Genomic DNA, 22,764 nt, shown 5'->3' on the forward strand with positions numbered 1-22,764 from the left:
CCGGAACGGATGTGCTGCCCAATGGAACGACATCGTCAAGGGAGGAACGTGGACCGCAATCGCCCGGCCCGCCGCGACATCCTGCGGCTCGGCGGCTTGCTGATCCCGGCTGTCGCGGCTCCGGCACTGCTCACCGGGTGCGGCACCAGCCCCGCGAGCAGCGCCGGAAACGTCCTGCGGGTGTCCCAGCCCGGCGACCCCAAGACCATGGACCCGCACAAACAGGGCGACATGACGTCGATGAACGCCCTGATCAACATGTTCGACACGCTCACCACCCGCGGCCAGGACAACCTCCTGCACCCGCGGCTCGCCCTGACCTGGGTCGCCCGCACCGCGACCACCTGGCGCTTCACCCTGCGCCCCGGCGTCACGTTCCACAACGGCGAGCCCTGCGACGCGGCGGCGGTCAAGTTCAGCATCGAGCGCGTACTGGACCCCGCGACCAAGTCGCCGATCGTCGAACTGCGTTACGTCAAGGACGTCACCGTCGTCGACCCGCTCACCGTCGACGTGCACACGACCCTGCACGACCCGATCCTGCCGGACAAGCTCTCGCTCTTCGGCGGTGTGGTCGTCCCGCCGCGCTACCTGGCCAAGGTCGGGGACGCCGGGTTCGCCGAACACCCCGTCGGCACCGGGCCGTTCACCTTCGTCCGCTGGCAGCGCGACCACCAGTTGCGGATGCGCGCCTTCCCAGGCCACTGGCAAGGCCGGCCGCACGTCGACGAGTTGGTGTTCAGCCCGCAGCCCAACCCGTCCTCCTCGCTCGCCGCGCTGCAAAGCGGCCAGGTCGATCTCGTGGCCGGCCTGACCCCCGACGCGGCGCAGCAGTTGGACGGCTACGGCGGCGTCAAGCTGGACGGTTTCACCGGCATCAGGACCTCGTACCTGTCGCTGAACACCCTGGCCGACGGGCCCCTGAAGGACCGTCGGGTGCGCCAGGCGCTCAACCACGCGGTGGACGTACCGCTGCTGATCAAGGCGGTGCTCGGCGGCAAGGCCACCGAGGTGCCCGCGATGATCCCGCGCGGCGCGTTCGGCTTCGACCCCTCCGTCCAGCCGTTCACCCGCTCCGTGGACACCGCCCGCAAGCTGCTCGCCGAGGCCGGCCACCCGAACGGGTTCTCCACCCAGCTGACCGCCTCCAACATCGACTCCAACGTCGCCGAGGCGATCTCCGGACTGCTGTCCCGGGCCGGCGTGCACGCCAAGGTCCAGCTGCTGGACCCCGGCACCTACGCCGACCGGCTCACCTCCGACGACCACAACGCGCTCGGGCCGATGTACCTGGCCGCCAGCACCGTCTGGACGCTGGACGGCGAGAGCATGCTCCAGTCCAACGTCCGCAGCGACCGCCGCCAGAGCAGGTGGCACGACAAGGACGCGGACCACCTCATCGACGTCGAGGAACTCTCCGAGGACCCCGCCGAGCGCAAGCGCGCCTTCTCCGACCTCCAGCGACTCATCCAGCGCGAAGCCCCCTTCGTCCCGCTGTACCAGATCGACAACATCTACGCCCGCAACAGCCGCCCGCGCTGGAAGCCGGGTTCGGCCGGCGTGCTGGCCATGCAGAGTGCGGAGATCTCCACATGAGCGACCTCACCCTCCGACCGCCACGCGCCGCGGGGACGGGCCGGCCCCGGCTCGACGTCCGTTCCGGGCTGCTGCGCGCGGTCCTGATCCGGGTCGGCACGGCACTGCTCGTCCTGCTGTGCACCGCGACCGTCTCCTTCTTCCTCGTCCGGCTCTCCGGCGACCCGGTCAAGCTGCTGCTCCCGCCGGACGCCACCGCCAAGCAGGAGTCGGTGCTGCGCGCCGGCCTCGGCCTGGACAAGCCCCTGATCACGCAGTACCTCGACTACATCTGGGGCCTGCTGCACTTCGACTTCGGCAACTCGATCTCCTACAACGAGCCCGTCGGCCACGTGCTCGCCGACCGGCTGCCGGCCACCCTGGAACTGGCCGCCGCGGCCCTGGTGGTGACGCTCGTCATCGCCGTGCCCGCCGGCATCGTGGCGGCCATGCGGCGCGGGCGCGCCTCGGACCGCGGCATCATGACCGGCGTCCTGCTCGGGCAGTCCACCCCGCCGTTCTGGGTCGGCATCCTGCTGATCCTGGTCTTCGCCGTGGGCCTGCACGCCCTGCCCGCCTCCGGCTACGGCACCTTCGCCAACCTGGTGCTGCCGGCCGTCACGCTCTCGGTCTACTCCATCGCGGTCGTCGCCAGGCTGCTGCGCTCGTCGCTGATCGACGTGCTCTCCTCCGACCACATCCGCACCGCCCGCGCGAAGGGCTTCGGCCCGGTGAAGACGGTGCTCACGCACGGCCTGCGCAACGCGTCGCTGCCGGTGGTCACGGTGGTGGGCCTTGAAGTCGGCAGCCTGCTGGGCGGCGCGATCCTCACCGAACAGGTCTTCTCCTGGCCCGGCGTCGGCCAGTTGACCATCGAGGCCATCTCCAACCGCGACTTCCCGCTGGTCCAGGCGACCGTGCTGTTCTTCGCGACCACCTTCGTCGTGGTCAACCTGCTGGTCGACCTCTCCTACAGCCTCCTCGACCCGAGGGTGAGGAACTCCCGATGACCCTGACCTCACCAGCCGCGCCCGCCGCGGCTCCCGCCCGCGCGGCGACCCGCGGCCGGCGCTCCGCCGTACTGACCGGCCTGCTGCGCAACAAGCTCGCCGTGGTCGCGCTCGTCGTCCTGGCGGTCCTGCTGATCGCCGCGCTCTTCGCCCCGCTGCTCGCGCCCGACAACCCCAACGCGCAGGACCTGCTGATGCGGCTCAAGCCGCCCGCCTGGCAGCACGGCGGCAGCGGCGCCCACCTGCTGGGCACCGACCAGCTCGGCCGCGACATGCTCTCCCGGGTCATCTACGGCACCCGCGTCTCGCTCCTGGTCGGCGCCGGGGCGGCGCTGCTCGCCGGCGTGATCGGCACCGTGATCGGCCTGGCGGCCGGCTACTTCGGCGGCTGGCCCGACCGGGTGCTGATGCGGCTGGCCGACGTCCAGCTCGCCTTCCCCTCGATCCTGCTGGCCCTGGCCATCGTCGGGTTCTTCGGCTCCGGCCTGTGGTACGTGATCCTGGTGCTGGGCATCACCGGCTGGGTGTCGTACGCCCGGGTGGTGCGCTCGGAGGTGATGTCGCTGCGCTCGCGCGACTTCGTCACCGAGGCGCGGGCGATCGGCGTCACCGACGTCGCCATCATGCGCCGCCACCTGCTGCCCAACGTGATGGCGCCGCTGGCCACCATCGGCACGCTGCACATCGCCGCCGCGATCGTCGCCGAGGCGTCGCTGAGCTACCTGGGACTGGGCGTGCCCAAGGAGACCGTCACCTGGGGGTCGATGCTCGCCGACGGCCAGCTGTACCTGGGCACCTCCTGGTGGGTCGCGGTCTTCCCGGGCATCGCGCTGATGCTCACCTCGCTCGCCATCAACATCACCGGCGACGCCCTGCGGGACGTCGCGGACCCGAAGGCGTACCGCCGATGACCACTGACCAGCCGATGAGCACTGACCAGCCGATCCCCCATGACCGGCCGATCACCGGCCACCCGCCGGTCAGCACCGGCGCACCGACCAGCGAGCCGGTCCTGGAGATCGCCGACCTGAGCGTCGACTTCCGGCTGGACACCACCACCGTGCACGCCGTCCGCGAGGTCAGCCTGAGCCTGGCGCAGGGCGAGACCCTCGCCGTCGTCGGCGAGTCCGGCAGCGGCAAGACGGCCACCGCCCTGTCGGTACTGCGGCTCAACCCGCAGCCGCCGTGCGTCTACGCGGGCGGCCGGGTCCTGTTCGACGGGCGCGACCTGCTCACCCTCCCCGAGAAGGAACTCGGCCGGATCAGGGGCCAGGACATCGCCATGGTCTTCCAGGACCCGATGACCAGCCTCGACCCGCTGCGGCGGGTCGGCGCCCAGGTCGCCGAGGTGCTCCGGCACCACCAGGGGATGTCCCGCGCGCAGGCGGGCGCCGCGGCCGTCGAGGCGCTGGACGAGGTCGGCATTCCCGACCCCGAACGCCGGTTCCGGCAGTACCCGCACGAGCTTTCCGGCGGTCTGCGGCAGCGCGTGATGATCGCCTCGGCGCTGGTCGGCCGGCCCCGCGTGCTCATCGCCGACGAGCCGACGACTGCGCTGGACGTCACCGTGCAGCGGCAGATCCTCGACCTGCTGGTCTCCTTGCAGGAACGGCACGGCATGGCCGTCCTGCTGATCACCCACGACCTCGGGGTGGTCGCGGAGACCGCCGACCGGGTGGCCGTCATGAACCAGGGCGCGGTCGTGGAGACCGGTGACGTGCTGGACGTCTTCGACCACCCGGCCGACGACTACACCCGCCGGCTGCTGGCCGCCACCCCCCGATTGGAGCTGGCATGACGACCGACGCCGGCACGGCACCCCAGACCCGCCGGCCGCTGCTGGAACTGGCCGGACTGCGCAAGGAGTTCGGCGGGCGGCACGGCGCCGTCGCGGTGGACGACGTGTCCTTGACGGTCGGCGAGGGCGAGACGCTCGCGCTGGTCGGCGAGTCGGGCTGCGGCAAGACCACGCTGACCCGGCTGCTGCTGCGGCTGGTGGAACCCACCGCGGGCAGCGTCCGCTTCGACGGGCAGGACCTCTCCGCCCTGCCCCCGGCCGAACTGCGCCGCCTGCGCCGCCAGATACAGGTCGTGTTGCAGGACCCGTACTCCAGCATGAACCCGCGCATGAAGATCACCGACATCGTGGCGGAGCCGATGGTCACCCACGACCCGGCGGCACGCGGCAGGCGCGGGCGGGCGTACATCCGCGAGCGGGTCGGCGAGCTGCTGGAGTCGGTCGGCCTGGACGCCGGTATCCAGGACCGCTACCCGCACGAGTTCTCCGGCGGGCAGCGCCAGCGGGTGTCCATCGCCCGTGCGCTGGCGGTCGAGCCCCGGCTGATCGTGCTCGACGAGCCGACCAGCGCCCTGGACGTGTCGGTGCAGGCCCGCGTCCTCGACCTGCTCGCCGAACTCCAGCAGCGGCGCGGCCTGACCTACTTCTTCGTCTCCCACAACCTCGCCGTCGTGCAGCAGGTGGCCGACCGGATCGCCGTGATGCGGCAGGGCCGGCTGGTGGAGGTCGGTGACGCGGACCAGGTGCTGCGCCGCCCCCGCCACGAGTACACCCGGCAACTGCTGGACGCGGTGCCGGTGCCCGATCCGCGCCGGGGCCGCCGCGGGCGCGCCGTACCGCCCGCGACCGCGACCGCGGCCTCGACGGCCGCCACCACCGCTGACGGCCCGGACGCGCCCGGCCCTGCCGGCCCCGCCGGCTCCGGGGACCCGCGATGACCGGATACGAGCCGGGCCGCCGCGCGTCGCCGCCACGGCAGCCCCCGCGACAACCTCCCTGGCACCCCCCGCTACAACTGCGACAGCACCAGCCCGGCGCCGCCCAGCAGCGCCACGTCATCGACCGCGGCCGTGCTCACCAGGACCCGCGGCTGCTCCGCACCGTCCCCCACCAGGCCGGAGCGCAGCCGCTCCTCGATCAGCCCGCGGAACCGCTCGCCGCCCTCACGCGCCTCACCGTGCAGCACGAACAGCCCGGGGGCGAAGAGCTGCTGGACGTTGACCAGGCCCAGGGCGACGTTCTCCGCGTACTCCTCGACCACCCGCTGCGCGGCGCCGTCCTCGCGAGCCACCAGGGCACCCAGCGACACCGCCTGCCCCAGGCCGGCCTCCCGCGCCCTGGCGTGCAGCCAGCGGGTGGTGGCCACGGTCTTCCAGCAGCCGCGGCTGCCGCAGGTGCAGCGCTCGCCGCTGGCCGACACCGTCATGTGGGCGCCGCTGCGGCCGCCGGGCGGGGCCAGCACCTGGCCGGCGTAGAGGATGCCCACGCCCAGCACCTCGCCGGTCGAGACCGACGCGAAGGTTCGCCGGCCGCGGCCGGGACCGAACCACCGGTCGCCGAGCACCTGGAGCCGGGCGTGGTGCTCCACCCGCACCGGCACCCCGGTCAGCGCCTCCAGCCGGGTCGCCACCGGATAGCCGCGCAGCGCCGGCACGTCGTTGACCTCGGTGATCAGCCCGGCGTCGGGATCGACCAGGCCGGCCGCCGCCACCCCGATGCCCTCCGGACGGCCGCCGGCGAAGACGCGGGCGGCGCGGGCGAGCGCGGCGTCGAGATCGGCGGGCAGCGCGGTCGCCGCGTCGTACCCGGTCTCGGTCCGCTCCACCACGGTGCCGGACAGGTCCAGCACCGCGGCCCTGATCCGGCCGGGCACCAGTTCGACCGCCCCCAGCCTGCGTGGACCACGCGGTGCGACCGGCTCCGGTTCGAGCGCGGGCACCAGTCGCAAGGGGAAACGTTCGTCGGCCATGGGCCGACTCTGCCACGACCGGGTTTCAGGAAGGTAGTGCTGTGATCCACACGAACTTGACCGAGTCGACCTGGCAGGAGGTGCGCGCGGCCGGCGCGCGGGGCATCGCCCTGCTGCCCATCGGCTCCCAGGAGCAGCACGCCGCCCACCTGCCCATGGGCACCGACACCCTCCTCGCGGAGGCGGTGGTCGACCGGGCCACGGCCCTGCTCGCGCGGGACGAGGGCGGTACGGAGCTGGTGCGCCTGCCCGCGCTGCCCTTCGGCCACAGCCCGCACCACCTGTTCGCGGCCGCCGTGTCGCTCAGCGCGGCCACCCTCGGGGCGGTCCTCGACGACGTGCTGGACTCGCTCGCCACCTCCGGCTACCACCGGATCATGGTGGTCAACGGCCACGGCGGCAACGACGAGATCATGCGGCTGGCCGTCAAGCGGTTCGCGCTGCGCACCGAGGTCACCGTGGCGGCCTGCTCGTACTGGACGGTCACCTCCGGCGAGGACGACGGCGGGCGGCCGGAGGTCACCCCGGGGCACGCCGGCTGGTTCGAGACGTCGCTGATGCTCGCGGCCCGGCCGGACCTCGTCCGCACCCCCGTGCCGGCCCGCGCGCCGGTGGAGCCGCCGCCCCTGTTCGACCACCCGCCCTACCCCGGCCTGACCGTGGAGCGCCACGGCGAGTGGGCCCGGGTCGGCGGGTCGACCGACGACGCCTCCGCCGCCGACGCCGCGCGCGGCCGGCGGCTGCTGGACGACCGAGCCGCCGGGCTGGCCCGGGCGATCCAGGCGTTCGACGAGGCCACCCGCTGAGTGCGAAGCGAGCACCGCTGAGTCGGCGCGGCCGTCCGCCGGGTTCGACGCGGTCACCGCCGAGTGCGAAGCGAGCACCGCTGCGTTCGACGCGACCAGCGCTGCGTTCGACGCGGTCCTCGGCCGCCGAGCCGGTGCCCGCCGGCGCCGCACCTGTCACCACCGAGTTGGAGAGAAACGTATGAAGATCGTCGATGTCGATGTGTGGGTCGTCAACCTCCCGCTGGTCAACCCCTTCACGAGCTCGTTCGAGACGAAGACGGGAGAGACCCGCACCGTGGTGCGCATCCGTACCGACAGCGGCGTCGAGGGCTGGGGCGAGACCATGTGGGGCCGGCCGGTCGCCGCGATCGTCAAGGCGCTGGGCAAGGAGCTGATCGGCACCAGCCCGTTCGCCCTGGAGAGCTTCCACCGCAGGCACCACATGGTGCCCTTCTTCCACGGCTACCTCGGCTACGCGGCGATCGCCGCCATCGACGTGGCGTGCTGGGACGCGATGGGCAAGGCGACCGAGCAGTCCGTGACGGACCTGCTGGGCGGCCGGGTCCGGGACGAGGTCCCGATCACGGCGCTGATCACCCGCGCCGACGCCCCCGGGGCGAGCGGGGCGGCACTGGCCGAGGCGCTCGCCGAGCACACCGTGCGGGTGGTCGAGGAGGGCGGCTTCGAGGCGGTCAAGCTCAAGGGCACCACGGACGTCCGGGGCGACGTGGCGATCCTGCGGGCGCTGCGCGCGGCGCTTCCCGAGGTGAACCTGCGGGTCGACCCCAACGCGGCCTGGTCGGTGCCGGACTCGGTGCGGGCGGGCATCGCCCTGGAGGAGCTGAACCTGGAGTACCTGGAGGACCCGTGCTCCGGCATCGAGGGCATGAGCCAGGTCAAGGCGAAGGTGCGGATACCGCTGTGCACCAACATGTGCGTCGTGCGGTTCGAGGAGTTCGCCCCCGCGATGCGGCTCAACGCCGTGGACGTCATCCACGGTGACGTCTACAAGTGGGGCGGCATCGCGGCCACCAAGGCGCTCGCCGCGCACTGCGAGACGTTCGGGCTCGGCATGAACCTGCACAGCGGCGGGGAACTGGGCATCGCGACCGCGGCGCACCTCGCGGTCGTGGCCAGCACCCCGGTGCTCTCCCGCGCCATCGACAGCATGTACTACCTGCACGCCGACGACATCATCGAGCCGCTGCACCTGGAGAACGGGCGGCTGCGGGTGCCGGAGGGGCCCGGTCTCGGCGTCAGCGTGGACGAGGGGAAACTGCGGCACTTCGCCGCCGTCAACGAGCGAGAGGGAGACCTGACCGGATGAGCGCACAGGGCAAGCAGGCGGTACGCACGAAGGACGCGCCGAACCCCGCGGGGGCGTACAGCCAGGGCGTGGTGGCCGGCGGGCTGCTGTTCACCGCCGGGTTCGGCCCGCAGGACCCGGCGACGGGAGCGGTGCCCGAGACGGTCGCGGAGCAGACGGCGCAGGTCCTGCGCAACGTGCGGGCGGTGCTCGCGGCGCGCGGGCTGACCATGGACGACGTGGTCAAGGTGACCGTCCACCTCCAGCACCTGCGCCGGGACTTCGCGGCCTACGACGCGGTGTACCGGGAGTTCTTCACCGAGCCCTACCCGGTGCGCACCACGGTCGGCTCCGACCTGATGAACATCCTGGTGGAGATCGACGTGGTGGCGGCGATCCCCGCCTGACGCCCGGTTCCGCGGGCGGATCGTCCCCGCCGGGGCCATCAGGACGCATCCCGGTCCGGCCGCGGACCCGCACCGGCCGCACCGGGTAAGGACCACCGGTACCCCGCGGCCGGTGCGTACCGCGCTTCCGGGTGGGCAGGCGCACGGCGGCGGTCCGCGACCCTCGGGCCGATCGCCGGGCGCGGTGCCGGGCTCGGTGCCGGTCGCGGGTCGCGTACCCCCGTCCGGCCGACCAGGAAGGCGAGCACCATGCCCAGAGGATCGAACGCCAAGCGCGAGCGCCAGTACGAGCACATCAAGGACAGCGCGAAGGAGCGCGGCACGTCCGAGCGGCGGGCCGAGGAGATCGCGGCGCGCACCGTGAACAAGGAGCGGGCCCGCGCCGGCGAGTCGCGCACCGCCAGCCGCAGCTCGACCGAGGACATGTCGTCGTCCAGGCGGGGCGGGCAGCGCTCGCACTCCGGGTCCGGCGGCCCCACGAAGGAACAGCTCTACAACGAGGCCCGGCAACGCGGCATCGAGGGCCGTTCGACCATGACCAAGGCCGAGCTCAACAGGGCACTCGGCCGCTGAGCACGCTCCCCCCGGGCCCGGATCGCCACGCGGCGGTCCGGGCCCGGGGCCGTCTCCATGCTGTTACTTGTACACCCCAAGCGCTTGTGTTATACAAGTAACGATACACGTGGAGGTGGGCACTTTTGGTGGACCGGACAGGCGCGGAGTCCGTCGCAGGGCAGGGCGGGGCGGGCCTCGGGGATGAGGGCGGCGCGGACCAGGGCGGGGCGGACCAGGGGGCCGGGGGCGCACCCGGCGCCGGCGTGGCCTCGGTCGCGGACGCGGTGGTCGAACTCCTGCGGACGGTACGGCGCTCCAAGGCCCGGCTGCTGGCCGCGGCGAGCGACGACGTCGACTCGGCGACGCAGATCCTGCTGCGCCACTGCGCGATCGACGGCCCGCTGCGGGCGAGCGCGCTGGCCTCCAGCGTCCAGTCGGATCTGTCGACGGTCAGCCGCCAGGTGGCCGCGCTGGTGAACCGCGGGCTGCTGGAGCGCCGCGCGGACCCGGTGGACGGCCGGGCCAGCCTGCTGGTGGTGACCGACGCCGGCCAGGCCGTGATCGCCGAGCACGAGCAGGCCCGGATGGCCTTCTTCGAGCAGGTGGTGAGCGGCTGGTCCACCGAGGAGCGCAGCCAGTTCGTACGGCTCCTGGAGCGGTTCACCGCCGCCTATGACACGACCCACGCCCATTGGACGACCGACGCGGCGCGACAGGGCGCTTGCACCAGTGACTTGAAAGAGGGCAGTACCGCATGAGCGCCACCGCAACCCGTCAGACAGGCTCGCCGCCGGACGGCGCGCTGACCCATCGTCAGATCATGACGATCCTGTCCGGCCTCGTCCTGGGCATGTTCCTGGCCGCGCTGGACCAGACGATCGTCTCGACGGCGATCAAGACCATAGGCAACGACCTCAACGACCTGTCCGCGCAGGCGTGGGTCACCACCGCGTTCCTGATCACCTCGACGATCGCCGCACCGCTGTTCGGCAAGCTGTCGGACATCTACGGGCGCAAGCGGCTGTTCATGCTCGCGATCGTGATCTTCGTGATCGGCTCGGCGCTGTGCGGCCTGGCCCAGTCGATGTACGAACTGGCCGGGTTCCGCGCGTTCCAGGGCATAGGCGCCGGCGGCATCATGCCGCTCGCCCTCGCGGTGATCGGCGACATCATCCCGCCGCGCGAGCGCGCCCGTTACCAGGGCTACATGATGGCCGTCTTCGCCAGCGCCTCGGTGCTCGGCCCGGTGCTGGGCGGTCTGCTCTCCGGCACGGACAGCTTCCTGGGCGCCGCGGGCTGGCGCTGGATCTTCTACATCAACGTCCCCATCGCGGCCTTCGCGCTGGTCGTCATCGCCAAGGTGCTCCACCTCGACCACGTCCGCCGCGAGCGGCGCATCGACTGGTGGGGCTCGGCGCTGCTGGCCATCGGCCTGGTGCCGTTGCTGGTCGTCGCGGAGCAGGGGCAGAGCTGGGGCTGGGCCTCGGCCGGCTCGTTCGCCTGCTACCTGACCGGTGCGGCGGGACTCGCGCTCTTCGTCTGGGTCCAGCACAAGATGGGTGACGACGCGCTGCTCCCGCTGCGGCTCTTCCGCAGCAGCACCTTCTCGGTCGCCTCGGCCCAGGTCACGATCATCGGTATGGCGATGTTCGGCGGGATGTCGGTGATCCCGCTCTACCTGCAGATCGTCAAGGGCGCCTCGCCGACCAAGTCCGGCCTGCTGCTGCTGCCGATGGTCGCCGGGCTGATGCTCGCCTCCCTCGGCTCGGGCCAGTTCGTCGCCCGCACCGGCCGCTACAAGATCCTGCCGGTGGTCGGGTCCTTCCTCATGGTCATCGGCATGGGCCTGATGATCACGATAGGCGCCGACACGGCCCTGTGGCAGACCGACATCTACATGGCGGTCTTCGGCATCGGCCTGGGTCTGAACATGCAGAGCCTGGTGCTGGCGATGCAGAACGCCGTGCCCGCGAAGGACATGGGCGTCGCCTCCGCGTCGTCGACGTTCTTCCGCTCCATCGGCGGCACCCTGGGCACGGCGATCTTCCTGTCCGTGCTGTTCTCGCAGGCCGGCACCAAGATCGCCCACGAGTACACGAAGGCGGCCACCGACCCGGCGTTCATCGCGGCGGGCAAGGCCCACCCGGACCAACTCGCCGCGCTGCACCAGCACCTGGGCGGCGGGCTGGACGACACCTCGTTCCTCAACGGGCTCGCCAAGCCGCTCAGCCACCCGTTCTTCGCGGGCTTCTCCGCGGCCGGCGACGTGGTCTTCGCGATCGTGGCCGTGCTGCTGCTGGCGGCGATCGTGCTCTCCACCCAGCTCAAGGAGGTCCCGCTGCGGCTGGTCTCGGGCAACCAGGCCCGCACCGAAGCGGAGACCGCCGCCACGGCGAGCGCCGCGGGCACCGCCACGGCCCCGGCCCCGGCCCCGGCCGCCGACGACACCGCGCAGGGGGCCCCGGCCGCGCCCTCCCCGGACACCCCGCGTACGGGCACCGCGACCGAGCACTGACCCGGTCCCGTACCCCACCGGAGAATCGCTTCTCCACGAACGTCCGCCCCGCCGCCCACCCCCGGGCCGCGGGGCGGACGCCTGTCCACGCCCCGTCCACCGGCGCCGATCGCACCTGTCACGGCCGTTCCGCGGGTGTTCGTCGTCCCCCCGAGGCATACCGGAGGTGGTCGAGGAGGTGTCCCACGTATCCGGACCGGTCCCCGGGTTCTTGGGCAGAGCCTGGGGCGGGAGTTGGCGGGGACGTCGAACTCGTGGGGTGCGCGGACGGCTTGACGCAGAGCGGGGGCCCGACCGGGGTGTGCCGGTCGGGCCCCCGTGGTGGCGGGTGGGGGGGTCAGCGGAGGCGGGCCGCCTGGGAGGTGGGCAGCGCGGCCGCCGGGCCGCGGGACGGGGTGGCGGCCGGTGTGGTCGCCGTGGGGTGGTGGTGGCCGGAGCCGCCGCGCAGGGCGTGCGCGAGGGCCGGCAGCCCGCCGACCAGCGGCAGGTCGGCGCTGGACCGGGAGAGGTCGACGCTGATCGTCGGCTTCGTGCTGGGGGCGACGATCAGGCCGTTGTCGGTGCCGGCGACGATCAGGGCGAGCCGGTGTCCGGCGGGCACCACGTGGTCGGTGGAGGCGAGTTGGATGGTGATGGTGTAGGGCTTGCCCGGGGTGAGCGACACGCCGTGCAGCGACGGGTCGTAGTGCCCGAGGTCGGCCCAGCCGCGGCTGAAGACGGTCTGCTGGACGTTCTCGGTGTCCGCCGCGGTGTCGAGGTAGCAGGCACTGTCGCCCGACGTGCTGTCGCCCCAGCAGGACCGGGTGTTGAGCGTGGTGATGCCCTCGGCGCCGTCCTCGTAGTTGCGGATGGTCGCCGGACCGAGGTCGACCAGGACCGCCGACAGGTGGGCGCTGGTGGTGGTCGGGGTCGCGGTGAGGGTCACCGTGCCGCCGCCCGACAGCCGCAGGTCACTGGCGAGAGTGCCGGTGGTGAACGACACCTTGCTCGCGGTCGCCTGGTCCGCCTGCGCCGCCCAGTCGTCCTCGTCCTGCGCGGGGTTGTCGGTGTAGCGCTCGGTGCCGCTCGCCGGCGGGGCCCCGGCGCTCAGCGAGCCGAGGCCGTTGGTGCCGCTCGCCTTCAGGCCGACCTGGGTCGCGGCGGTGCCCGGCGCGGGCCAGACCGGGTCGGTGCTCCAGTGGTCGGGGGTGCGCTCGATGTCGGCCATCGGCTGGCTCTGCACGCCGTTGTCGACGCCCATCAGGTAGTGGTCGAACCACTGGTGCAGGGTGTCGACCCAGTCGGACCGCCGGTAGTCGAACGGGTCCACGTGGCCGGTCTGCGACAGCCAGATCTTGCGCTGCACCCCGTTCGCGGCGAGCGCGTTCCACCACTGGCCGAAGTTCTTGGTGCGCACGTTGAGGTCCTGCATGCCCTGCGCGACGAAGACGCTGGCCTTCACCTTGGACGCGTTGGCGTAGTAGTCGCGGTCCTGCCAGGCGCTGGTCCAGTCGCCGTTGCGCGGTGCGCCGTCACGCAGCGCCTGTTCCTCGGCGGAGCAGTGCGACTGCGCGCCGGAGCTCTCGACCTCGGAGGCGAGTTCGTCGGGGCCGCCGTCGTAGAGGGCCGCGCCCTGCGCGAAGTAGTAGTCGTACCAGGAGCTGATGCCGCTGATGTCGACGATGGTCTTCAGGCCCTCGACCCCCGTCGCGGCGACGCCGTTGGCGACGGTGCCGTCCCAGCTCTTGCCTATCATGCCGACCGACCCGTTGGACCAGCCCGCCTGCGCGGTCGTGCTTCCGGTGCGTGTGGTGTACGCGGTGGCTCTGCCGTTCAGCCAGTCGATGACGGCTTTGGCCGAGGTGATGTCGGAGGCGCCGCCGACGTCGACGCAGCCGTCGGAGCGGTCGGTGCCCGCGAGGTCGACGAGGACGACCGCGTAGCCGCGCGGTACGAAGTAGTTGTCGTAGTAGAGCGGGAAGCCCACCGGGTTGCCGCTCTGGTCGTACGTCTTGACCTGGCTCTCGTTGCCGCGGCCGCAGCAGGAGTAGTACGGGCTGGCGTCCATGATCACCGGCACCTGCCGGCCCGCCGCCGCGGGTTCCGAGGGCCGGATGATGTCCGCCGCCACCCGGTCGGTCTTGCCGTCGCGGTCGCCGTCGAGGCCGGTGTCGACCCAGACGGACTGCCGGATGGCGTTGGCGTAGGAGTCGACCGGTTGACTGCCGGTGTCCCGCGGGCCGGCACCGGCGTGCGCGGCGACCGGGCCGAGGAGGACGAACATCAGGGCGGTGAGGACCACCGCCACGACGGACATCGAGTGGGTGCGGGGTCTCCGCGTCAGTGACAGCACCCCGGGACGTTACATCCTGACACCGCCATGACAACACCCCCTCTTTCGAGACAGCGGGGCGATTACCAGACACCCGCGGGCGCGTCCGGCGGCGACGACCGACCGCTCCACGCCGGCCGACCGCTGCACGCCGACCGACCGCCCCACGCCGGCGACCGCCCGGCTACGCCCGGACGATGCGCTCCACCAACTCCGGCACCCACTCCACGTACTCGACCTCCGCGCCGCCGCGGTGGCGCGCGTACAGGAACCGGCCGGTGGCGCTGGTGCTCTCCGGCGTGGTGATCTCGGCGCCGGCGGCCGCGAGTACCGCCGTCAGGGCGTCGAGGTCGTCGACGATCACGGTGGCGCCGGCGTGGGCGTAGCGGGCCCGCTCCGCGGGTGGTCCCGCGATGACGAGGAAGTCGCCGATCGCCGCGAGTTCGACGGAGTCGAAGGCGAAACGGAGATCGGGCTCGGCACCGGTCAGTTCGCGCAGCAGGGGCAGCGACGGGTCGAGCGCATCGGTCCACAGGCGGGCGTAGGTCTTGAGAATGGTCATGACGGGTCCTCACGGTCACTTGTGCATACCTGGGCACCGTAGGAGAGTGAGCAGTTCAGAGGGAAGAACGCACTTTTTCGAAAGAGAGGCACCTGGTGGTGACCGAGGAGGCCGGCCGGGTTTCACGGGACGCGGACGCCGATGTGACGCGCGCCCACTCCCTCGCGCGGGAGATCTTCTCGGGCATCGCGAACAAGTGGACGCTGCTGGTGGTCACCATCCTCGGCGAGCGCACCCTGCGCTTCACCCAACTCCGCGGCGAGGTCGAGGGCATCAGCCACAAGATGCTCACGCAGACGCTGCGCGGCCTCGAACGCGACGGGCTCGTCGAGCGCACCGTCCACCCGACCGTGCCGCCCCGCGTGGAGTACGCGCTCACGGACGCGGGCCACGCGCTGCGCGCGACCGTCTACGGCATGTGCGCGTGGACCCGGCTGCATCTGGAGCACATCGAGGAGTCCCGGGAACGCTTCGACCGCGCGCGCCGGGAGCAGGCCGGCGCGGCATCCGGCCGGTAGGCCCGGCACGACAGCACACCCGCACACCCGCACGACCGCACGACCGCACGACCGCGCCCACGGTGCGGCCCGCCCGGCTCGGCGACCGACCAGGAGGGGCAGATGCTGCCGCAGATCGTGCGCCGCCGACCAAGCTCGGCCAGCCCTTCACCCGCTGGTCGATCCGCAGACTCGCCGCCTACCTGCAAAGAGTCCACGGCCGCGTGATCCGGATCGGCCGCGAGGCCTTACGGTGCCGGCTCGTCCGCCGCGGCGTCACCTTCCAGCGGACCAAGACATGGAAGAAGTCCCCTGACCCCGAGCGCGATGCCAAGCTCGACCGCATCGAACACGTCCTGGACCGCTTCCCGGACCGGGCGTTCGCGTTGGACGAGTCCGGCCCGCTTGGCATCCGTCCCGCCGGCGGCTCATGCTGGGCCCGGGCCGGTCGCCCCGAGCGGCACCCCGCGACCTACCACCGCACCCACGGCGTCCGCTACTTCCGCGGCTGCCACTCGATAGGCGACGACACGCCCGGAGCCCGAAACAATGCGGTGCCGAGTGGGGCGCCGCCGGTGTAACGGCGGCGCGCCAGTCGGCACCGTTGTGGCTACGCGTCCCCGGTGGGCCCTGAGGAGGGCTCGGTCATCGCAGGGCGTCGTTGGTGCGGGCGGTCCAGATCGCCAGGGCGGCGAGCAGGGCGCAGGCGCCGCCGAGCCACAGCACGCCCTGGAGGGTGAGCGTGTCGACGATGACGCCGCCGACCAGTGCGCCGATGCCGATGGACAGGTTGAACACCGCCACCCACAGCGAGGAGGCCGCTTCCACGGCCTGCGGGGCGGACTTGATCATCCAGGTCTGGAGGCCCACGGACACACCGCCGTAGGACAGACCCCAGACGATCAGCAGGATGGCGCCGCCGGCCGCGGTCCGGCCCAGCAGCAGGAAGAGCGGCATCGCGACCGCGAGGGCCATGGAGATGATCAGCACGCTCCGGTGCACCCGGCGGGAGAGCGCCGCGCCGGCGACGAAGTTGCCGATCATGCCGGCCGCACCGAACCCGAACAGCAGCGGACCGACGTAGCGCTCGTCGATCCCCGACAGCTTCTGGAGCGCCGGGCTCACGAACGTGTAGGCGGCGAAGTGCCCGAACACGATGAGCACGGTCGCGATGATGCCGACGCGCACGCCCGGGTTGCGGAACTGCTCCATCAGCAGCTTCGGCCGGATGGCCTGGGATGCGGCCAGCCCCGGCAGCACCGCCAGCAGGACGATCAGGGTGACGAGCGCCAGGGCGCTCAGTGAGGAGAAGGCGGTGCGCCAGCCGGTGAGGTCACCGACCAGGGTGCCGAGCGGGACACCGAACACGTTCGCGGCTCCGACGCCGCCGAAGATGACCGCGGTGGCTCGCGGCGCGTCCGCGGGGGCGACGAGCCGGACGGCCAGGCCGCTGGCGACGGCCCAGAAGCCGCCGATCGCGATACCGACCAGCACTCGGGAGCCCACCAGGACGGCGAAGTTCGGTGCCAGGGCGGAGGCCAGGTTGGAGACGGTCATCAGGGCCATCAGGCCGAGCAGCAGGATGCGCCGGTCCATCGACCCGACGAGCATCGGAACCAGTGGTGCCGCGAACGCGGCGACGATGCTGGGCACTGTCACCATGAGCCCGGCCGTCCCCTCGGAGACCGACAGTGCGGACCCCACGGAGGTCAGCAGGCCGATTGGCAGTTGCTCGGCGGTCACCAGCAGGAAGGTGCCCAGAGCCACCGCGGAGACCGCCGTCCAGCGACTTTTCTCCGGGACCTCTGGTTCCTGTGTCGGGGCGGGGGTCTGTTCTGCGGTCGTCAACGGAGCCTCCTGCAAAGATTCGGGAGCGATCGCTCCCATACGGCAGACGCTAGTATGGGAGCGACCGCTCCACAAGTTGGGTAAGGTGAACACATGGCACGCCCCCGACAGTTCGACGAGAAGAACGCGGTCAGGTCGGCGACCGAGCTGTTCTGGCGACGCGGTTACCACGCCACCTCGGTGCGCGACCTGGGCGACGAGCTGAAGCTCACGCCCAGCAGCCTGTACCGGACGTTCACGGACAAGCACACGCTGTTCCTGCGCGCGCTCGACCACTACCGGGCCACCGACTCGGCGGAGGCCCAGCAGCGGCTGGACACGGCGGACCGTCCCGTTCGGCAGGTGCTGCGGGAATGGATGCTGTGGCTGGTCACCTGCCCGGCCGACGGCAAGTCCGGCCGCGGGTGTTTCGTGGTCAACACCGCCACCGAGCTCGGCACCACCGACGAAAAGGTCCGCCGGCGGACCGAGGCCGCCTTCGAGGTCACCCGGCAGGCCCTGCGGTCCGTGCTGGCCGAGGGCCGTGACCGTGGCGAACTGTCCGCCGGTCTCGACATCGACGGCGCCGTGGAGCTGCTGTTCACCACGGTGCTCGGCCTGCGGGTGCGGGAACGCGCCGGCCACGACATCGAGCGTCTGACCACCGCGATCGATCTCGCGATCCGCGCCCTGGGGCCCACGCCTGCGGAACCTGCCTGACGGCACCGGGACGTGCCAAGCAGGCCCTCGTCGACACCGGCTACTGCTCCGAGACGAACCTCGAAGCCGCAAAGGAACGCCGACTGAACTCCCCCACTGACACGTTCATGGCCACCGGCTGCCTGTCCCACGACGAGCGGGTCCCGCCCGCACCCCGCGGACGCGTCCCCAAGGACGCGACCTTGAAGGAGCGCATGGCCCGCGAACTGCGGACCAAGCCCGGCCGGGCCGCATACAGCCGACGCGAGACCATCGTCGAACCCGTCTTCGGCCAGATCATGACCTGCCACAACGGCCGCCGACTCCTCCTGCGCGGCGAGGACGGCGCCCGCGGCGAGTGGCGCCTGCCGGCCGCCTGCCACAACCTCCGCAAGATCTTCCGCCACACCGGAGCCGCCGGACTGGCCGTGGCGCTCGCCGGACCGCCCGCAACCGGCGACCCCCGGCACCGATTCCCGAACCCGCGAACGACACCTCCGACACCGACAGCCCCGCGAGCGGCGGACGACTCATCCCGCCAATCACGACCGCCTGGCTGCTCGCCGGTTACTGAGACAGGCTCCTAGCCAAGCCGGTGAACCTACGCGGTCACACCACTAGCGGGTCCCGCGGCCGGTCGGGTCGACGGTCCCGCGCCGCCGGGAGTGGGCGCCCACCGGGGCAGCCCGACGCCCCCGGTCCACGCGGCGGGTCGACGGAACCCGTCAACGGCTCACGCCGGCACGCGAGTTGCGGCGCACACGTGTCACGGGCCGGCGGGAGTCCGGGGGGCCGCGGGGAGGAGCCTGCGGGCCTCCCGGTCCGTCACCGGCTCGTCCGGCTCGATGCCGTGCAGGACGTACGCCAGGATCTCGGCGCCGCGCACCACCCGCGGGCCCGGGCGGTTGAAGTGGGCGGGGCCGTCGAGGACCCAGACCCGGCCGTCGCGGACCGCCGGCAGGTCCGCCCACGCGGGGTGTCCGGTCAGCACGTCCGCTTCCGTGAAGGTGCGTTCGGGCGGGAAGCCGCAGGGCATCAGCACGATCACCTCCGGGGCCGCGTCGCACAGCGCGGCCCAGTCCATGGCGGCGGTGTGCTCGCCCGGGTGGACCAGCAGGGGTTCGCCGCCGGCGCGGCGGATCTGTTCGGGCACCCAGTGCCCGGCCGGCCACAGCGGGTCGAGCCATTCGATCGCGGCCACGCGGGGCCGGGGCCGACCCGAGGTCCGGTCCCGTACGGCGTCCAGCCGCCGGTACGCCTCGGCCACCCGGCGCGCGGCGGTCTCCGGTACGCCCAGGACGTCGCCGACCCGCCGCACGCAGGCGAGCACGTCGGGCAGGGTCCGCGGCTCCAGGCTGATGACGCGGGGCCCGTCGCCGTCCAGTACGCGTACCGAGTCGGCGACCGCCTCGTAGGAGACCGCGCAGACCTGGCAGAGGTCCTGGGTGAGCACCACGTCGGGCGCGAGGTCCGCGAGCAGGCCGGCGTCCAGGGTGTACAGGGAGGAACCCCGGTGCGCCGCTCCCCCGACCGCCTCGGAGATCTCCCGGCTGCTCAGCGCGTCGGCGTCGAACTCGGCGGACGTCACCACCGGCACCGGACCGACCACGTCCGGCGGCCAGTCGCACTCGTGGGTGCGCCCGACGAGGTCGCCGCCGAGGCCGAGTTCGACGACGATGTCGGTCGCGGCGGGAAGCAGGGAGACGATGCGCATACCCGAACGGTAGACCGCCCCGTACGGCGCGCGGGCCGCGCCTGGAGCCCGAACCGGCGACGGAACGCCCACCGCGGGCGCACACTGGGGACGGGGCATCGGCGGACCCGGGTCCGACGGCGGAGGGGGAGGCCAACGATGGCCGCACGACGGGGGCTTCGGTCCGTGGAGGGGCTGTACGTGGCGGCCGTGGGCGCCCTCGCGGTGCTCGGCGCCGTCCACGGCGAGGCCCTCTTCTACCTGCTGGCGGTCGCCTTGACGCTGCCGTTCGGAGTGCCGGCGCTCGTGCTCGTCTACGGCGGGTACGCCGTCCTCAAGGGCGTCGGCGGCCTCCTGGCGCCGGCCGCCCGCCCCGACGGCAGCGACGCCGCCTGGCTCAGCGCCGGCAGCGCCACGCTCAACGTCGCCCTCCTGGTCGGCGCGGCCCTCGCCAACGTCCTGCTGCTCGAACACACCCGCCGCCGTCGCCACCCCGCACCCCGGTAACGCACCGACCCGGCCTGCCCGCAAGGCCGTTGCCGCGACGCCCGGACGGCGGGGCCCACGGCACCCCCGCACCCGCCCGGTATCTGCTGCCGCCTCCGCCATGCCCCGGCCACACCCCCGTGACGGCCGGACACACCCCGGAAACGACGACGCGCGAACGCGCCACGAACGGTCCGGCCCCCACCCGGACCACCGCACCCGCGCCACCCGCCCGGCACCGACAGCCGCCTCCACCGCCCCCGGCCACACCCCCGTGGCAGCCGGACACACCCCAGAAACGACGACGCGCGAACGCGCCACGAACGGTCCGGCTCAGACGGCTTCACGGGGACCCACGTGCTTCCGCAGGAACGCGAGTTGCGCCTCGACGGCCTCTTCGTGCGCGGCGAGGAACGGGGCGTAGTGGCTGCCGGGCAGGTGGACCACCTCGGCGGCCGGCGCGTTCCCGGCCGCGCGGACCGCGGGGTCGGCGAGCACGCTCTGGTCCTGGTCGCAGACGACGACCAGCAGCGGGCAGCGTATCCGGGAGGCGTGGCGGCCGGGCCGGTAGCCGCCGATCCGCAGGGCGATCCGGGCGGCAACGGTCTGCTCCCAGCCGGTGTGCCGGCCGTCGGGGTCCAGGGCCAGGTCGCCGTCCATGGCGTCGGGCGTGGTGAGCGAGGCGACGGCGCCGCGCGGACCGGCGGTCGGGACCAGCAGCGGCGGGCGCCCGAAGGCGCCGCCGAGCGCGTCCGCGACGCCCCGGCCGAAGAGCCGCAGCGCCGCGAGGGGCGTCATGCAGCGCAGCGCGTGGGGTGCGACCGCGCGGCCGTCGACCAGCGGGGTCTGGGAGATGGCGCAGGCCAGTCCCGGGTTGTCGGCCGCGACGCGGAAGAGGTGGCCGCCCGCGAGCGAGAAGCCCCAGGCCGAGATCCGGTCCGGGTCGACGTCGGGCAGGTCGGTCGCGCAGTCGATCGCGGCGTGCCAGTCGGCGACCTGCTCGTCGAAATCGACGATCTGGCGCGGTGTGCCGCCGCTCTCCCCGAACCGCCGGTGGTCGAAGGCCAGGACGGCGAACCCGGCCTCGTTGAACCGCGCGGCGAACTGGTCCGAGGCCGGTTCCTTGGTGACCGAGGTCCCGCCGGCCATGATCACGCAGCCGCCGTTGGCCCCCGGATAGTGCCAGCCGGCGCATGAGGTGTCGCCGCTGGCGAAACGTACTTTCTCCCGTTGCCTGATCACGGGCACGTGGACCTCCGTGGTGATTGCGTCGTACGCGGGTGCGATGTGGGTGCGCTGCGGGTGCGCTGGGGTGCGGGGCCCGCGGCGTCGTCGTGGCCGCAGGCCCCCGCACCGGGTCGCCACCGCGGTGACGGCCCGGGGTACCGGCGGTCAGCCGGTCAGGACGGGGAACCAGTTGCGCGGGTCGAGGATCATCGTGCGCTCCTTCCATGGCTCGGGTCCACGAGCGGCGAGGCGCCTTCGGGACGATGCGGGGTGGATGTCCTCCATGCTTGGGCCGCCGTCCCCGAAACGGGCAGCGCGAGGCGGTGGAATGGGCGAAACTTGCTCGCATGGCGCGCGCAACGGCGGATTCCGCACTGAGCCTCATCGACCAGCGGCTGGTGGCCGCGCTGCAGTGCGACGGCCGTCTGACCGCGGAGCGGGCGGCCCAGGTGCTGGGGCTCAACCCCGCCACCGTGCGCCGCCGCCTGCACGCGCTCGGCGCCGACGGCACGCTGCGTGTCGTGGTCTCACCGGTCGCGCGACCGCGCAACGGAGGCTCGGCCGGCGCCCTGTTCCTGCGCATCCGGGTGCTGCGGGGGAAGCTCGACACGATCGTGGCCGCGCTCGCCGCGCGCGAGGACATCCCGTTCATCGACATCACCACCTCGGGTGACGAGATCTTCGCCGTCGCCCGGACCGAGCCGGGGTCGCGCGACCCGCTGGTCTTCCGCCAACTGCCCTCCACCCAGGCGGTGACGTCCCTGGAGAGCGCCACGATCCTGCACGTCTTCCGGCTCACCTCCGAGTGGCGGCACCAGGTGCTGACCGCGGCGGAACGCGCGGCGCTGAGCCCGGCCGGCCCGGGACCCGGGTCGGCCGCCGACGGCTCCCCCGGCCCGTACGGTGTCGACACCGACGCGGTGGAGCAGGCTCTGATCGACGCTCTCACTCCCGACGCGCGGCTGTCCTCGGCGGCGCTGGCCGAGCGCACCGGTCATCCGGAGAGCACCGTGCGCCGCCGCCTGGCCAGGCTGGCCGACCAGGGCCGGCTGGTCACCCAGGTGCTGGTCGATCCGCGCCGCCTCGGGCTGCCCATCGAGGCCAAGCTGCTGCTGCACGTGGCGCCGGACCACCTGGCCGCCGCGGGGCAGGCGCTGGCCGATCACCCCGCGGTGCACGGCGCGTTCGCGACCTCGGGCCCCTCGAACCTGCACGCGGCCGCGTACTTTCCGGATCTGACGGCCCTGTACGGCTTCCTCTCCCGGGACCTGGTCGGCCTGGGCATCACCCATGTCGAGACGGCCGTCGTCAGCCGCGCCGCCAAGCGGACTCCCGCGCTGCCGCAGCCGGTTCGGCCGGCCCCACCCGTGCGGGCGGCCCGGGAGGCACGACAAGCCCGCCCGGCCCGCCAGAGGTAGGCCGCGCCCGCGCGTACGCCGCTCCGAGACGCCCCCACCGCGCCTTCGCCGCCCCGAAGCGACCCCGGCCCCACCCCCACCCACCCGATTTGTCAACGCCATTGACATATACCTGGCACCC

At 72.8% G+C, this 22,764-nt stretch carries 21 protein-coding genes and 2 pseudogenes; 17 read left to right on the forward strand and 6 right to left on the reverse strand.

Going from position 1 to position 22,764, the window contains the following annotated elements:
• Positions 1 to 78: 78 nt before the first annotated feature.
• Genes ACIPAE_RS29450 through ACIPAE_RS29470 form a run of 5 tightly spaced genes read left to right on the forward strand, consistent with a single transcriptional unit; the run spans position 79 to position 5,321 of the window.
• A complete protein-coding gene (locus ACIPAE_RS29450) occupies positions 79 to 1,596 on the forward strand; it encodes an ABC transporter substrate-binding protein (protein WP_329374525.1) in 1,518 nt (505 codons plus the stop codon).
• Complete coding sequence (locus ACIPAE_RS29455) at positions 1,593 to 2,585, forward strand: ABC transporter permease (protein ID WP_402449231.1); 993 nt, start codon at positions 1,593 to 1,595, stop codon at positions 2,583 to 2,585. Before ACIPAE_RS29450 ends, ACIPAE_RS29455 begins: the two co-directional genes overlap by 4 nt.
• Complete coding sequence (locus ACIPAE_RS29460; protein ID WP_329372479.1) at positions 2,582 to 3,496, forward strand: ABC transporter permease; 915 nt, start codon at positions 2,582 to 2,584, stop codon at positions 3,494 to 3,496. Before ACIPAE_RS29455 ends, ACIPAE_RS29460 begins: the two co-directional genes overlap by 4 nt.
• Complete coding sequence (locus ACIPAE_RS29465; RefSeq protein ID WP_402449233.1) at positions 3,493 to 4,383, forward strand: ATP-binding cassette domain-containing protein; 891 nt, start codon at positions 3,493 to 3,495, stop codon at positions 4,381 to 4,383. Before ACIPAE_RS29460 ends, ACIPAE_RS29465 begins: the two co-directional genes overlap by 4 nt.
• Entirely contained in the window at positions 4,380 to 5,321 is a 942-nt protein-coding gene (locus tag ACIPAE_RS29470) for an ATP-binding cassette domain-containing protein (protein WP_402449235.1), read from the forward strand. Before ACIPAE_RS29465 ends, ACIPAE_RS29470 begins: the two co-directional genes overlap by 4 nt.
• Positions 5,322 to 5,392: 71 nt before the next feature.
• Here ACIPAE_RS29470 and ACIPAE_RS29475 read toward each other — a convergent pair whose 3' ends face one another.
• Entirely contained in the window at positions 5,393 to 6,352 is a 960-nt protein-coding gene (locus ACIPAE_RS29475; RefSeq protein WP_402449237.1) for an ROK family protein, read from the reverse strand.
• A 41-nt stretch (positions 6,353 to 6,393) separates the two neighbouring features.
• Between ACIPAE_RS29475 and ACIPAE_RS29480 the strand changes: the two genes are divergently transcribed.
• The 6 genes from ACIPAE_RS29480 to ACIPAE_RS29505 all read left to right on the forward strand — a co-directional run bounded on the left by ACIPAE_RS29480 (position 6,394) and on the right by ACIPAE_RS29505 (position 11,923).
• Positions 6,394 to 7,158 (forward strand): creatininase family protein, encoded by a 765-nt coding sequence (locus tag ACIPAE_RS29480; RefSeq protein WP_328460552.1) that lies wholly within the window; start codon positions 6,394 to 6,396, stop codon positions 7,156 to 7,158.
• Between the two features lie 181 nt (positions 7,159 to 7,339).
• Positions 7,340 to 8,467, forward strand: coding sequence for an enolase C-terminal domain-like protein (locus tag ACIPAE_RS29485; protein ID WP_329372473.1), 1,128 nt, complete (start codon positions 7,340 to 7,342; stop codon positions 8,465 to 8,467).
• The gene (locus ACIPAE_RS29490) at positions 8,464 to 8,853 is read left to right on the forward strand and encodes a Rid family detoxifying hydrolase (protein ID WP_328460556.1); all 390 of its coding nucleotides are present in this window, start codon (positions 8,464 to 8,466) and stop codon (positions 8,851 to 8,853) included. Before ACIPAE_RS29485 ends, ACIPAE_RS29490 begins: the two co-directional genes overlap by 4 nt.
• A 249-nt stretch (positions 8,854 to 9,102) precedes the next feature.
• Positions 9,103 to 9,426 (forward strand): plasmid stabilization protein, encoded by a 324-nt coding sequence (locus tag ACIPAE_RS29495; protein WP_329372470.1) that lies wholly within the window; start codon positions 9,103 to 9,105, stop codon positions 9,424 to 9,426.
• Between the two features lie 128 nt (positions 9,427 to 9,554).
• Positions 9,555 to 10,166, forward strand: coding sequence for a MarR family transcriptional regulator (locus ACIPAE_RS29500; RefSeq protein WP_329372469.1), 612 nt, complete (start codon positions 9,555 to 9,557; stop codon positions 10,164 to 10,166).
• Positions 10,163 to 11,923, forward strand: coding sequence for an MDR family MFS transporter (locus ACIPAE_RS29505; RefSeq protein ID WP_402449239.1), 1,761 nt, complete (start codon positions 10,163 to 10,165; stop codon positions 11,921 to 11,923). The genes ACIPAE_RS29500 and ACIPAE_RS29505 overlap by 4 nt, the downstream gene beginning before the upstream one ends.
• A 337-nt stretch (positions 11,924 to 12,260) precedes the next feature.
• Here ACIPAE_RS29505 and ACIPAE_RS29510 read toward each other — a convergent pair whose 3' ends face one another.
• On the reverse strand, positions 12,261 to 14,219 hold the full coding sequence (locus tag ACIPAE_RS29510) for a Xaa-Pro dipeptidyl-peptidase (protein ID WP_402449411.1): 1,959 nt from the start codon (positions 14,217 to 14,219) through the stop codon (positions 12,261 to 12,263).
• Between the two features lie 199 nt (positions 14,220 to 14,418).
• The gene (locus ACIPAE_RS29515; protein WP_329372467.1) at positions 14,419 to 14,796 is read right to left on the reverse strand and encodes a VOC family protein; all 378 of its coding nucleotides are present in this window, start codon (positions 14,794 to 14,796) and stop codon (positions 14,419 to 14,421) included.
• A gap of 98 nt (positions 14,797 to 14,894) precedes the next feature.
• On the opposite strand from ACIPAE_RS29515, the gene ACIPAE_RS29520 reads away from it, so the two are divergent.
• Positions 14,895 to 15,314: a winged helix-turn-helix transcriptional regulator gene (locus ACIPAE_RS29520; protein WP_402449413.1), complete on the forward strand. Its 420-nt coding sequence runs from the start codon at positions 14,895 to 14,897 to the stop codon at positions 15,312 to 15,314.
• Between the two features lie 125 nt (positions 15,315 to 15,439).
• A pseudogene (locus tag ACIPAE_RS29525) lies at positions 15,440 to 15,826 on the forward strand (IS630 family transposase); the annotation flags it as partial.
• A gap of 112 nt (positions 15,827 to 15,938) precedes the next feature.
• Here ACIPAE_RS29525 and ACIPAE_RS29530 read toward each other — a convergent pair.
• Positions 15,939 to 17,141 (reverse strand): MFS transporter, encoded by a 1,203-nt coding sequence (locus tag ACIPAE_RS29530; protein WP_402449240.1) that lies wholly within the window; start codon positions 17,139 to 17,141, stop codon positions 15,939 to 15,941.
• 93 nt (positions 17,142 to 17,234) lie between these two features.
• Here ACIPAE_RS29530 and ACIPAE_RS29535 point away from each other — a divergent pair, with 93 nt between their 5' ends.
• Positions 17,235 to 17,840, forward strand: a complete 606-nt coding sequence (locus ACIPAE_RS29535) for a TetR/AcrR family transcriptional regulator (RefSeq protein ID WP_402449243.1) — start codon at positions 17,235 to 17,237, stop codon at positions 17,838 to 17,840.
• A 17-nt stretch (positions 17,841 to 17,857) separates the two neighbouring features.
• A pseudogene (locus tag ACIPAE_RS29540) lies at positions 17,858 to 18,259 on the forward strand (transposase); the annotation flags it as partial.
• 326 nt (positions 18,260 to 18,585) lie between these two features.
• On the opposite strand, the gene ACIPAE_RS29545 reads toward ACIPAE_RS29540, so the two are convergent.
• A complete protein-coding gene (locus ACIPAE_RS29545) occupies positions 18,586 to 19,533 on the reverse strand; it encodes a cobalamin-binding protein (RefSeq protein WP_402449245.1) in 948 nt (315 codons plus the stop codon).
• 138 nt (positions 19,534 to 19,671) lie between these two features.
• Here ACIPAE_RS29545 and ACIPAE_RS29550 point away from each other — a divergent pair, with 138 nt between their 5' ends.
• A complete protein-coding gene (locus tag ACIPAE_RS29550; RefSeq protein ID WP_402449247.1) occupies positions 19,672 to 20,019 on the forward strand; it encodes a hypothetical protein in 348 nt (115 codons plus the stop codon).
• A 312-nt stretch (positions 20,020 to 20,331) separates the two neighbouring features.
• On the opposite strand, the gene ACIPAE_RS29555 is transcribed toward ACIPAE_RS29550, so the two are convergent.
• Positions 20,332 to 21,246: an alpha/beta hydrolase gene (locus tag ACIPAE_RS29555; protein ID WP_402449249.1), complete on the reverse strand. Its 915-nt coding sequence runs from the start codon at positions 21,244 to 21,246 to the stop codon at positions 20,332 to 20,334.
• 326 nt (positions 21,247 to 21,572) lie between these two features.
• On the opposite strand from ACIPAE_RS29555, the gene ACIPAE_RS29560 reads away from it, so the two are divergent.
• Positions 21,573 to 22,643: an Lrp/AsnC family transcriptional regulator gene (locus tag ACIPAE_RS29560; protein ID WP_402449251.1), complete on the forward strand. Its 1,071-nt coding sequence runs from the start codon at positions 21,573 to 21,575 to the stop codon at positions 22,641 to 22,643.
• The last annotated feature ends 121 nt before the right edge of the window (positions 22,644 to 22,764 follow it).

The organism is Streptomyces sp. NPDC087270, assembly GCF_044744625.1.
Taxonomy (GTDB): domain Bacteria; phylum Actinomycetota; class Actinomycetes; order Streptomycetales; family Streptomycetaceae; genus Actinacidiphila.